The sequence below is a fragment of the Pedobacter sp. B4-66 genome (genome assembly GCF_018492665.1).
Lineage (GTDB): Bacteria > Bacteroidota > Bacteroidia > Sphingobacteriales > Sphingobacteriaceae > Pedobacter.
Genome location: NZ_JAFVME010000009.1, coordinates 181,949 through 194,038 on the forward strand (window position 1 = coordinate 181,949; position 12,090 = coordinate 194,038).

The 12,090-nt window shown below is 36.4% G+C and carries 15 protein-coding genes; 6 read left to right on the forward strand and 9 right to left on the reverse strand.

What is annotated here, in order from left to right; translation table 11 throughout:
- Positions 1-204: 204 nt before the first annotated feature.
- A complete protein-coding gene (locus tag J1905_RS15775) occupies positions 205-501 on the forward strand; it encodes a Dabb family protein (RefSeq protein ID WP_214228260.1) in 297 nt (98 codons plus the stop codon).
- Positions 502-554: 53 nt separating this feature from the next.
- On the opposite strand, the gene J1905_RS15780 is transcribed toward J1905_RS15775, so the two are convergent.
- The 4 genes from J1905_RS15780 to J1905_RS15795 all read right to left on the reverse strand — a co-directional run bounded on the left by J1905_RS15780 (position 555) and on the right by J1905_RS15795 (position 4,888).
- Positions 555-2,261 carry an ArnT family glycosyltransferase gene (locus J1905_RS15780; RefSeq protein WP_214228261.1) on the reverse strand — a complete coding sequence of 569 codons (1,707 nt, stop codon included), beginning with the start codon at positions 2,259-2,261 and terminating at the stop codon, positions 555-557.
- Positions 2,262-2,273: 12 nt separating this feature from the next.
- The gene (locus J1905_RS15785) at positions 2,274-2,684 is read right to left on the reverse strand and encodes a GtrA family protein (protein WP_214228262.1); all 411 of its coding nucleotides are present in this window, start codon (positions 2,682-2,684) and stop codon (positions 2,274-2,276) included.
- Between the two features lie 61 nt (positions 2,685-2,745).
- A complete protein-coding gene (locus J1905_RS15790) occupies positions 2,746-3,435 on the reverse strand; it encodes an MCP four helix bundle domain-containing protein (protein WP_214228263.1) in 690 nt (229 codons plus the stop codon).
- A gap of 22 nt (positions 3,436-3,457) precedes the next feature.
- Positions 3,458-4,888, reverse strand: coding sequence for an ATP-dependent DNA helicase (locus J1905_RS15795; RefSeq protein ID WP_214228264.1), 1,431 nt, complete (start codon positions 4,886-4,888; stop codon positions 3,458-3,460).
- A gap of 52 nt (positions 4,889-4,940) precedes the next feature.
- On the opposite strand from J1905_RS15795, the gene J1905_RS15800 reads away from it, so the two are divergent.
- Genes J1905_RS15800 through coaD form a run of 3 tightly spaced genes read left to right on the forward strand, consistent with a single transcriptional unit; the run spans position 4,941 to position 6,771 of the window.
- The gene (locus J1905_RS15800) at positions 4,941-5,771 is read left to right on the forward strand and encodes a DUF3822 family protein (RefSeq protein ID WP_214228265.1); all 831 of its coding nucleotides are present in this window, start codon (positions 4,941-4,943) and stop codon (positions 5,769-5,771) included.
- Positions 5,762-6,307, forward strand: a complete 546-nt coding sequence (locus J1905_RS15805) for an RsmD family RNA methyltransferase (RefSeq protein WP_214228266.1) — start codon at positions 5,762-5,764, stop codon at positions 6,305-6,307. The genes J1905_RS15800 and J1905_RS15805 overlap by 10 nt, the downstream gene beginning before the upstream one ends.
- 2 nt (positions 6,308-6,309) lie before the next feature.
- The gene (gene coaD / locus J1905_RS15810; protein ID WP_173091595.1) at positions 6,310-6,771 is read left to right on the forward strand and encodes a pantetheine-phosphate adenylyltransferase; all 462 of its coding nucleotides are present in this window, start codon (positions 6,310-6,312) and stop codon (positions 6,769-6,771) included.
- On the opposite strand, the gene J1905_RS15815 is transcribed toward coaD, so the two are convergent.
- Positions 6,755-7,411 carry an NUDIX hydrolase gene (locus J1905_RS15815; RefSeq protein WP_173091594.1) on the reverse strand — a complete coding sequence of 219 codons (657 nt, stop codon included), beginning with the start codon at positions 7,409-7,411 and terminating at the stop codon, positions 6,755-6,757. The genes coaD and J1905_RS15815 overlap by 17 nt on opposite strands.
- 422 nt (positions 7,412-7,833) lie before the next feature.
- On the opposite strand from J1905_RS15815, the gene pyrE reads away from it, so the two are divergent.
- Both pyrE and J1905_RS15825 read left to right on the forward strand, forming a co-directional pair.
- Positions 7,834-8,493: an orotate phosphoribosyltransferase gene (pyrE, locus tag J1905_RS15820; RefSeq protein WP_173091593.1), complete on the forward strand. Its 660-nt coding sequence runs from the start codon at positions 7,834-7,836 to the stop codon at positions 8,491-8,493.
- A 7-nt stretch (positions 8,494-8,500) separates the two neighbouring features.
- Positions 8,501-8,899 carry an SRPBCC family protein gene (locus tag J1905_RS15825; protein WP_173091592.1) on the forward strand — a complete coding sequence of 133 codons (399 nt, stop codon included), beginning with the start codon at positions 8,501-8,503 and terminating at the stop codon, positions 8,897-8,899.
- Between the two features lie 96 nt (positions 8,900-8,995).
- On the opposite strand, the gene J1905_RS15830 is transcribed toward J1905_RS15825, so the two are convergent.
- From J1905_RS15830 to J1905_RS15845, 4 genes are read right to left on the reverse strand one after another with little or no spacing between them, the layout of a single operon-like run.
- On the reverse strand, positions 8,996-10,096 hold the full coding sequence (locus J1905_RS15830; RefSeq protein ID WP_214228267.1) for an NADH:flavin oxidoreductase: 1,101 nt from the start codon (positions 10,094-10,096) through the stop codon (positions 8,996-8,998).
- A 22-nt stretch (positions 10,097-10,118) separates the two neighbouring features.
- Entirely contained in the window at positions 10,119-10,421 is a 303-nt protein-coding gene (locus J1905_RS15835; RefSeq protein ID WP_214228268.1) for an ArsR/SmtB family transcription factor, read from the reverse strand.
- A 56-nt stretch (positions 10,422-10,477) separates the two neighbouring features.
- Positions 10,478-11,692, reverse strand: a complete 1,215-nt coding sequence (locus J1905_RS15840; protein WP_214228269.1) for an MFS transporter — start codon at positions 11,690-11,692, stop codon at positions 10,478-10,480.
- Positions 11,693-12,037 carry a DUF1801 domain-containing protein gene (locus J1905_RS15845; RefSeq protein WP_214228270.1) on the reverse strand — a complete coding sequence of 115 codons (345 nt, stop codon included), beginning with the start codon at positions 12,035-12,037 and terminating at the stop codon, positions 11,693-11,695.
- Between the last annotated feature and the right edge of the window lie 53 nt (positions 12,038-12,090).

Genomic DNA, 12,090 nt, shown 5'->3' on the forward strand with positions numbered 1-12,090 from the left:
TTAATACGATTTAAAACGCCAGCCTTCTCAATTTCTCATCTTACTTAACTTAAATCAGGCACACCGAAGATAGTTTTATTTTCATGTACTGTAGCGTTTTCATATTACTTCTCGTTTCTATTATGCACGCTAGTTAGAATTCGGGGATAGATCTTAGGACCTATCCCCGATTCTTTTTTATATTTACCAAAAAAAATATATCATATGTTAGCTCATCACGTTTTATTCTGGCTTAAAGCCGACACTACTGAGGAACAAAAAGTTGCTTTCAGAAAAAGCCTTGAAACCCTTGAAAATGTAGAATCTGTTAAAACATTGCATATCGGCACACCTGCACCTATAGAACGTGCTGTTGTTGATACCACTTACACATTTTCACTTACTATCTTTTTTGAAGATCTTGCCGGCCATGATGTTTATCAGGTACATCATTTACACACAGCGTTTTTAGATGAGTTCCGTGCTCTATTTGAAAAAGTGATTATATACGACGCTCACTAATTTAAAGCGACAAAATAAAGAAGGGTTTTCGTTAAACTAACGAAAACCCTTCTTTATTTCACATCAACACTAATCATGTTGCTGTTTCTGCCTCCTGAAAAAGGCTCTGTCCTCAAGGACAAAATCATTTTATACTTACCTGCATCAACAGGTGCTTTTATAGCTGCTTCAATTTCTACAGATGCCTTAGCTCCAATCTTAACATTTTCAATATCTTCTAAAACGGGTTTAAAATCATCCATATTACCATCCTTTTTAAATGCATATTCCAGATAGCATTTCCAGGTTTCACCTGCATTACCCAGAGAGATGGGCTCATTATAGGGATTAATAATCTTCAATTTCAAAGTTTTAACCTCACCAGCTTTCCAATCCTCAGGAACCGCTACAGGATTAACAGAAACTTTCTGATACATTCTAACCTTATCGATCCATAATCCATAAAACACTCCTTTTCTTGTATTAATAGTGTCCTGCTTAACGCTATCGCCATGGCTATCCGGCAAAACAAAATAAGCTTTCCTGTTTATAAGACTATCTTCAAGAGGCCATATATCGTACTGGTTCTTCCTATAATACCTCGAATCGTAACTAAAACCTTTCGTACTACGCGTATAATAATTATATCTGGAAGGGGTTTGAAACGAATTGTTAAAAATTACAGGATAATCGCCAGCCTTTTCATGAATTTGCTTGGTCCATTGCTCAGTACCAAAATAGTAGTCAACCACTTTTACTTTCTTTAACGCATCTATTGGTATAATAAGCACTAATCTCACCAAAATTATCAATGCAATATTAACCACAGCAAGTCGTTCAAACCATTTCGGCAGTGGCTTTTTTGCCATTGCAATATAGGCCAAAATAAACAGGCACAACATTGCCGGCAATGTCCAATGTGCCTCTACCCTACCTTTAAGTGTGCTAATCAGGAAGAATATAAATATCCCAAAGAAATTAAACTTAACCGCCTTAACAAAGGTATCCTCAGATTTTAATACTGCCGCCGATTTATACATAAACCAACCTACAAGTGGTCCGGCCAATGCCAACTGAGCCAACAAGTACTCTGAGGTAAAATTAAACTTATAAAAAGCAGCAGAACGATCTATGACATGGTAATAAAATGATGGATAATTATTATGAACCTGCCATAAAATATGAGGTACATAAGCAACTATGGAGATAACCACTATAAGCCAAAAAGATGGTCTTTTTAACAATTTCAGGTTAGATAGTATGGTAAAAAACAAAACCAGAATACCGTGATACTTACTATACAGCAAACAGGCAATAACCAATGCTAATACTAAAGCCCATTTGATCTTGTTCTCGGCCTCATAACGCTGATACACATAAAAAAATAGTACTGTAAAGAAGAACAGTGGGGAATCGGGAGTTGTTATAAAACCATAAACATGGAACAATACTATCGCTGAAAACAGCAGAATAAAAAGCTTTATATTTTGGGCATAACGACTTACAATTTGCCACAACAGATAAACCGAAAGCGTACTGGTTATCACTGTAAAGAGCCTTAAACCTAAAATTGAAGATAAAAGAGCATCTCCAATTTTAATAAACAAGGCAACCATTGGTGGATGATCAAAATATCCCCAATCTAAAAACCTGGAATAAACCCAGTAATAAGCTTCATCAGCATGAAGCTCTACAAAACCTGCCTGAATAATATTAAGTACAGTCCATACCCCCAGAAATATAAACAATATCTGTTCAGAACTTTTCTTCGTTTGCAGCATTAGTAATAGGATTTATCCGGTAAATGTGTAAAGATAATTGGCAAAAAAATTCCAAAGTGACACCAGTACTATCGCACATGCCTTGGCAACATAAAAATTCCATTTCAACCTGTCATTTAGCAGATAAATAATAACATTACTTAATGCTAATCCAACTAGCGAAATCACAAAAAACTTCCCAAACTGAATAATAGTTGCGGGATTATGATTATCAAAAGTCCAGTACCTGTTAAACGTGTAATTTGTACCGGTGGCAACTACGAAGCCTAATGAATTCGATAAATATTTATGGATTTTCAGCTTTTCCTTACATAAATAAGTAATACTGAAATCAACAATAAGACCCGAAAAACCTACCAACCCGAATTTTAAAAACTTGAAAAAGAAAGCGCTATTAAATTCAATGGCGGCTATTGATGTCATATTGTTACTTTTTGCAATGGCAAACATAATAATCTGTAATGGAAAAGCCCTTAACAAATGGCTAATTAAGGTTAAATTTATCGTTATTGATCTTTACAACATTAGATGTAAAAACAATTCCGACTATTAAAATACCGATAACAATGGCTAAAGCAACCTGCAATGTAGAATACAATTTACTCCCTGAAACCATAAATGCAGAGTCTTTAATCAGCTCCTCACCAACCTGAGTTTGGATTCTCATTAGCTCAGATAATTTTTGAATTGTACCCTTTGAAGATGCCCTACCTTCCTGATCATAGAGTTTTCTCGCATTGGCAATATCTTTATTAGCGGCGAACTTTAAAATTTTATCTTCAATCTGTCCTGTGCTCTCAAGTCCATCTTTTAAAACTATTAACTTTTCTTTTTCCTGTTTAACCAGGAAAGTTTTCTCATACTTTTTAATTAAAGAATCTATTGCGCTGTTGTAATCAGCAAGTTGTTCCTTAAAAGCAGTCGAGCTAAATGATTGCTCAGTTGCAGTATTCAAAAACTCTTCAATCATTGACTTCTTTGCATAAGCATTCTCTGCAACATAAAACAGATCTGTAGCAGGAATTAAGCGGTCGTTATACATGGAAACGAATGATTCGTTCATACTTTTCACACTTTTATCTTCCAAAAATCTAATCAGGATTGTACAAGCCATTATACAAAATAACAGCACTGCAATTTTCATTTTTTGTTTAATAGAATAAGCAAATCTCATAAAAGTCAGTTCAAGTTAGCGTCTAAAATTGCTCTTCAGCCGGAGAGGAGAAAAGGTTTTGTGCAAAATTTACTAAAAATAATTCTCTTTTCGCTCTTGTTACCCCAGTATAAAGCCATCTCAAGAAATCCATATCAATCATTTCTTCTGTTAAATAGCCCTGATCTACAAAAACAGCATCCCATTGACCACCCTGAGCCTTATGGCAAGTTACCGCATAGGCAAACTTAATTTGCAAGGCATTGTAATATGGATCGTCCTTAATTTTATTTAAACGTTCTCTTTTATTAGTGATATGGGCATAATCTAAATTGAGGCCCTCAAAAAGTTTATTACTCTGTTCGTAAGAAAGATTGGGAGTTTCGGCAGTAAGCGTATCCAACATCACCTTACAGGTAATTTCTCCCGCCTCCGGAAAATCAAGAAACTCCAGCTGTACCTCACAAAAGCGAAAGCCATAACGTTCTTCAATACCCCTTACCCTACGGATGCGCGCCATATCTCCATTGGCAATAAAAGCTGCAGATTCATTATCCGGCAACCAAAAATAATTATTCCTCACTACCATAATCTGATCCCCACCTGTTAATTCTTCTTCTCGATATAATAATCTAGCTCTGATCTGCTGATTATAAACATTTGCAGATTTATTGGACCTACAAACCACCAAAGAATTCTCTATTCCAAACTTATTATAGGCGTATTCTAATCCCTCAACCAGTTTTATGCCGGTCATTCTAAAGATATCCTTGTAGTTTTTAGTGATAAACTTAGGTAGCTCAACTTTTTCGGCATCATCATTAATCAATTTCCGAAGCATGGTGGCATTGGCCAATATTCCCGATTCCTTTTCCTGGCGCACAACTTCTCTTAGCTCCACAGCATTTACCCGCATTCCAAAATTGGAGAAGATGTATTCTTTATTTAATGCCGGACTATCAATACTGCCTACCGGAGGTAACTGAGCAGTATCTCCTACAAAAACTACAGCGCAGTTTTTTCCATTATACACAAACTCCATCAAATCCTTTAAAAATGACGATCCTGTTTGCGTATTCCACTCATCGGCAATCATAGAAGCCTCATCAATTATAAATAAGGTATGCTCTGCAAGGTTTGGAGCAATCTGGAAGGACATATCTGTTGATACAGCTGTTCTTTTCCTATAGATCTTTTTATGAATGGTTAATGCCTTTCTGCCAGTATAGTTGCTCATTACCTTTGCTGCTCTGCCGGTTGGTGCCAATAAAACAGAGCGCAAAGAAAACTTGGGTAAAGCTTTTACCAGTGCGGCTACAGAAGTAGTTTTCCCAGTACCAGCATATCCCCTCAAAATGAAACACTGACCATCCAATTGTTGTGATAAAAACGAGGCCATTTCACTACAAAAAGTGAGTTGTTCTGCTGTAGGAGTAAATTGATAAGACTGGGCTATTAGTGTCGCTTTATCCATTTAACAAATATGCAATGGTGATGTTATAGAAAAAAGGATTAATTTTGTTCATATGAACAGCAAAAATAGCATATTATTAGTTGATCCGGAGTTTGACCCTAATACAGCGGCAGACTGCAACCTGTTAATAAAAATTACTGCCGATAGTTTTTCGTATGCTATTATAGATAAAAGCAGCAATCAGCTTAAAGCAGTTTATGATGAGCAGGAATGCCAGAATGTAGGCAAAGAACTTTCTGAAAAATTAAGAACTGACAGCTATTTGAGTTTACCATTTAAAGAAATTAAAGCTTCTGTACATACAGAGAATTCAATAGCTATCCCAAATGACCTGTTCAACGAGCAGAGTTTAAACGACTACGCTAAATTCTTTACCGAAGAGCAGTCCAATAACCTTTATACCCAACCTTTCGCGAATTTTGGTTTTACATCCATCTTTACACTAAATAAGTTTATTGATGAAACTTTAAATGTCTCTCTTTCAAATTGCAGGTTATTTGATCATGCTGCTCCGGTTTTAGCGCTATCTAAAGACAAAGAAAACCTGAGTCTAGTACTCGACTTTACAGTTAGTTCATTTAATGCAATATATACAGATGGTGGTAAGTTGATATTCCAAAACTATTTTCAAATCGAAAATTCAGAAGAATTTAACTATTACCTGCTCTTCATTATCAATCAGCTTAGTATTGATACTTCAAAAACTGACATCCACCTGAGTGGTATCATCAACGAAGGAGATAGCCAATACAAATGCGTTGAAAAGTATTTCAAAACAATTAATTTCATTCCAACAGCTGGTAATGATGTTGACAACAAAATTTTAGATGACATGCCTGCTCATTATTACAGCAGTCTATTAGCCCTTGATAAATGCGGATAATTGGTGGAAAATTAAAGGGTATACGTTTTAATGCACCCGAAAGCTTGCCGGTAAGGCCAACAACGGATATGGCCAAAGAAGCCCTATTTAATATCCTTTACAATACCTATGATTTTGATAGTTGCACTGTTTTAGACCTTTTTTGTGGTACCGGAAACATCAGCTTCGAATTTGCATCTAGAGGTATTAAACAGGTAACTGCTGTTGATAAACACTCCGGCTGTATATACTGGGTAAAATCAGTAATAGCAAAATACGAGTTGAATGAAATTGATGTGCAAAAAGCCGATGTATTTAAGTTTTTACAAAGCCATACCAAATCATACCAGATCATTTTTGCTGATCCTCCGTACGACTTACCTACAATCCCTCTAATTCCGGAATTGGTAATGAAAAACAACCTTTTAACTGATAATGGTATGCTTATAGTAGAACATCCATCATTATTAAAACTAAAAGACCAGCCGGGTTATACCGAAACCAGAAGATATGGCAACTCTTCATTTAGTTTTTTTGAAAAGACCTCCAATATTTAAGTATGAAAATTGCACTATTTCCAGGTTCATTTGATCCAATTACTATAGCTCATGTTGATATTTTAAAGCGAGCCTTACCGTTATTTGATAAGATAGTGGTAGGCATTGGCTTAAATAGCGCTAAACAAGGTTTCCTTTCTGCTGATAAACGTGAAGAAATTGTTAGAACTGTTTTTGCAGATGAACCCAAAGTAGAAGTAGAGTTATATGAAGGACTAACAGTAAATTTCTGCAAGCTGATTAATGCTCAGTACATGGTTAGAGGTGTGCGTTCGGTTTCCGATTTTGAATACGAAAAGGCAATTGCACAGATTAACCAAACCATGATGCCCGAAGTAGAAACCATAATTATTTTGAGTAAACCCGAATATTCGGCCATAAGCTCAACCATTGTACGCGATATACTGCGTAACAATGGTGATGTAAGTAAGTTTTTACCGCAACAGGCTATACCTTTTTTATAGCGTGTAATACTGGTTTTACTACAATATTATTTTCTAAAAGTCCGCCTACCTCTAAAACCTGAACTATTGAGGGGTAGGTATTTTTCAATACCTGATTAAGCTCCAATTTACTTAACCAACTCGCCTTTGTTATTCCTTCTTCTTTTTGAGGGATAAGTTTAGGCTCGCCTTTTACAGTCATGCTGTACCAATTGGTTTTCTTAAGTACCAATTTACTACCTAATGTATAAACGTGATAGGTTTTACATAACTTTTCATCGTTGGTAAAAATCTTTACACCACACTCCTCTTCAACCTCACGAAGCGCTGCTTCTTTCATTTTCTCTTCTTTTTCTACCTTCCCTTTAGGTAAATCCCATTTTTTATTTCTAAAAATAAAGAGATAATTGCCTTTGGCATTTTTAACCAAACCACCTGCAGCTTTAATAAGTTCACAGCTTTTTTTTATCTTCTGAAACAATTGTTTCGGATCTGAATCAATCAGAATATAGTCTTTACCGGATACCTTTTCTAAATTCTTATAGAACAATGGAAAATCAAAATCCTGCTTATCAAGCTGTTGAATTTTTTTTACCTGCTTAGGCATTAAGTCGGCAATAAACAATGTGTTATCGTTAATATAAATTCTGTAAGTCTTCATCAGAATATGGTCGTTTTCGTTATTATTTAATTCCCCGCAGCAGTTACACTAAAGCGCCCTTTTTAGTTAGGCTGTTCCCCTAATAAAATCGAGGTTTAAAAATACAGAATTATAGCAGAAATAATTATTTAAAAATTTTAATAGCTATTGAGCTGTATTATAGAAGGTACTAAAGCTAAGCTTTCAGGATGATGACCATATTTTCTTCGACTCCCTTTCGGCCAATTACTTAAGAGGAAACAATGCATACCGCTGATTCACAGCCGATCACAAAAAAGACTTTCAGCATTGGTTTTTATTACGGATATTTGCTCGTTCTAAAATAAATTAAACAAGAGTTTTCAGCATTTTTCTAATAAGCGATAGATAAAATATTTATTACGCTTACCAGCAAAACGCGAGAAATTCCGTAATTTTGAGACATGTATAATAAAAGTGATATTGAATTAAAAGTAGCTGAATTTTTATTACAAATTAAAGCAATAAAATTACAACCTAATAACCCATTCACATGGGCTTCTGGTTGGAAATCTCCTATTTATTGTGACAACAGGATCACACTTTCCCATCCTTCTGTTAGAACTTATATCAGACAAAAGCTTACGCAATTGATACAGGAAGAATATGGTTCTGTAGATTTAATTGCAGGTGTAGCAACAGCTGGTATACCTCAAGGTGCATTAGTAGCCCAAGAACTTGGCCTGCCTTTCGCTTATGTTAGAGCAAAAGCAAAAGAACACGGCACCGGAAGTTTAATTGAAGGTGAAATAGTTGAAGGACAACGCGTAGTTGTTATTGAAGATTTAATCTCAACAGGAAAAAGCAGCCTTCAAGCTGTTGATGCTTTAAGAAATGCAGGACTTTCTGTTGCAGGATTAGTTGCCATTTTTACTTATGGCTTCGATCAGGCTGAAGAGAATTTCAAAGAAGCAAAATGTCGCTTCTCAACTCTTTCTAACTATAATACACTTATAGAATATGCTGCTGAGCACAGCTTCATTGCACAAAACGATGTTGATTTGCTTACCAAATGGCGTAGAGACCCAGCAAATTGGGGAAAAGAATTAGAACAATTAACGTAAAATCATAATGACAGTTATTGAAAGCTCCGTAGAGTTAAATCTACCGGTTGAAAAAGTATACGCATTTTTGGCTGATATGAACAATCATCAGCAATTAATGCCTGAGAACATTTACAACTGGTCTTCTACAACAGATGATGCTAGCTTTACCATTCAGAATATGGCTAAACTGGCCATTAAAATCTCTGATCGTGTAGAAAACAAGGAATTGACTGCAATACCTACAGAGAAACCTCCTTTTGATGTTCAATTAAAATGGACAGTAGCTGATAATGGTAATGGCGGAACTATCGCAAAACATATTATCTCTGCAGATCTTAACATGATGATGAAAATGCTTGCTGCAGGTCCCCTGCAAAAGCTTGCTGATCATCAAACAACAAGGTTAGCGGAAGTATTAAAATAATACATACTTGCACTTGTGTAAGTAGTATACCCTTAATAATCGTCCGAAAGCTGGTCAACATGACCAGCTTTTTTTATTTACCTCTATTTGCAAATACTATAGTAATTGCATTAATGCTTCTTTAGAAAATCCTTTCAATTCGGCAGTACGTTCATCACGAATCTTTTGAACCCATTTGGCATCAGCAAGTAAAGGTCTGCCAACAGCAACCAGATCAAAATCTCCTCTATCCATTCTTCTCATTAACTCCTCTAAAGAACTTGGCTCAGAACTTTCACCTCTAAACGCTGCTAAAAACTCTCCTGATAAACCAACAGAACCTACAGTAATGGTAGCTTTTCCCGTGATTTTCTTAGCCCATCCAGCAAAGTTAAGATCAGAACCTTCAAACTCAGGCTCCCAGAAACGACGTTGTGAACAGTGAAAAATATCAACTCCTGCATCAACCAGAGGCTGTAACCATTGTTCCATTTCCTGTGGTGTTTTAGCCATTTGCAAAGTATAATCAGATGGTTTCCATTGTGATAATCTCAGAATTATGGTAAAATCTTCACCTACCTGTCTTCTCACTTCTTTAATAACCTCTACCGCAAACTTAGTACGCTCACCTAATGTTTTACCGCCGTAGCTATCCGTACGGTTATTGGTGCCATCCCAGAAAAACTGGTCAATTAAATAACCATGAGCACCGTGAAGCTCAACACAATCAAAACCAATTCTTTTGGCATCTGCAGCAGCACTTCCGTAAGCTTTAACAGCAGCATCGATATCCTCCTGAGTCATTGCTACCCCATTTGAGAAACCTGGTCTGTTTAAATCAGATGGCCCTTCAAAAGGCGACGAAGGAACCCATCCTGAATGGTGGTTATCCATTACACCCATGTGCCATATCTGAGGCCCCATACTTCCACCAGAATGGTGTACGCTGTTGATTACATCTTTCCATCCTGCCAAAGCCGCATCTCCATAAAAATGTGGCACATTAGCATCATTTGATGATGAAACACGATCAATAACAGTTCCTTCAGATAGGATTAACCCCACCTCTCCGGCTGCTCTCCTTGCATAATATGCAGCAACATCTGCTGTTGGCACTCCATCTGGCGAGAATGAACGCGTCATAGGTGCCATCACTATTCTATTTTTTATATTTAATGATTTCAAACTAAAAGGTCTGAACAAACTTTCTGTACTCATATAATTGTTTTTTTAATAAGTTCTATATTTCTGATTTGATGATATTGCTTAGCGCAGCAAAAGCTTCTTCATTACGTCTGTAATAAGTCCACTGCCCTAGTCTGGTTGACTCAAGCAATCCTGATTTTTGAAGAATAGAGAGATATTCTGAAACGGTAGACTGAGTTAAACCAGCCTTTTGTTGTATTTGCCCCACACAAACCCCTACCTCATCAAATGAAGCGTGTTCCTGTACTGGAAAATGTTTTTCCGGTTCTTTAAGCCACTGCAAAATCTGCAGTCTTGTTTTATTTGATAGTGCTTTGAAAATCTCTAACTGATCCATAGCACAAAGGTATATCGACTTTTCCCGATATACCTATTAATATAAAAAGGATGACACTATGCTGATAACTTCATCTTTTTCATCACAAAATAGAAACCTACCGCGGCAACGGTTAAAGCCACTACCGTACCCCACCATAAGGTTTCGAAACCGAATTCAGCAGCAACCCTTGTGCCCACAAGCGGAGAAAATATATGGGCTACAGAAAAAGACAGAGCATTTATACCCATGTAAGCACCTCTCTTTTTTACGGAAGATCTTTGAAGTGTAATGGTTGCCATAAAAGGCATCGCCAGAATCTCCGCCAAACAGATTATAAACATAGATAGGTAAAGTATCGGAATCCCTTTGGCCAGATTCAACACCAGAAACGATACCGCACAAAGTACAGTACCAGCCACAATTATGGTGCGGGCAGTAAATCGCTTTTCGGCAATATGAACCACAAGCATCTCCAAAGAAAACACCACCAAACCACTAAAGGCAAGTATAACTCCTATTTCGGCTTCAGTCATTTTGTAAACATTTCTGTAGTACAAAGGAAGTGTGCTTAATAATTGCAGAAAGCAAATGGCAAAAATGCAGGAAAGTACACTGAAAAGCATAAAAGGAACATCCTTGTAAGGAGACAAATTAGCACGATCTCCCTCATCCTCTACCACCTCTTTTTTCTTTTTCTCATTCCCTTTACGGTTACGGAAATAAACGAAAAACAAAATGGCCGACAAAAATGCACCGATCGCATTACCATAAAATAAAAATGTATAAGATACAGCTGCTAAAAAACCACCCAACGCAGGGCCTATGGAAAACCCAAGATTCAAAGCCATTCTATTCAAAGAAAATGACCGGATCACATTATCAGGCTTCGAATAATAGGCGATAGAAACTGAGTTAGCTGGCCTAAATGCTTCAGAAAATAAGCTTAACGTAAAAACACCAATTGCCAACTTAACTACCGTATCTAACTCCGGAAGTAAGAAAAACATAGGTACAGTTAAAATTAAACTCACCAACTGAACTTTAAAATGTCCTGCTTTATCGGTAAGCCATCCACCTAAAAAGTTTCCCGAAACAGCACCTAAACCAAAGCAACTTAACACCATCCCTGTATCCTCTAATGAGAAATGTAGGTGATTAATCATGTAAACTCCTAAAAAGGGAATCACCATTGCTCCACTCCTGTTTATAAGCATAACCAAGGCAAGCATCCATGCCGGGGTAGATAACCCACGGTAAGCATCTAAATATAATCGTATAAAATCCTTCATTTAATATCGTGCAAGCGCTTGTTTAAGTATATCGTTCATCGTTTCAATTGGTAAATCCTCATTAGGATCTATCAACATTATTTTCATTCTGACCCTCTTTTCAATAATCAGATCAGGATGATCGATATGCTTGCTTTCCACAATACCAATGTATGGTTTAAGGTATTTTTTATGAATCCATAAATAGCAAAACATTTTTCCTTTGTAGTAAAAAAATGGTAGATGATATTTCCACTCAGGAGTAATATTTTTATCCAAAGCCAATATAAAATCCTTTAACGCAAGCAAACAACCTCGTACAGGTTCTTCTTTTTGCAGGTAAAAGTTATCTAATGGAGTCAGCATTTATGAAAAAGGTAGATGGTTACAAAGGACGTAAAATTAAATTAGATTTCTTA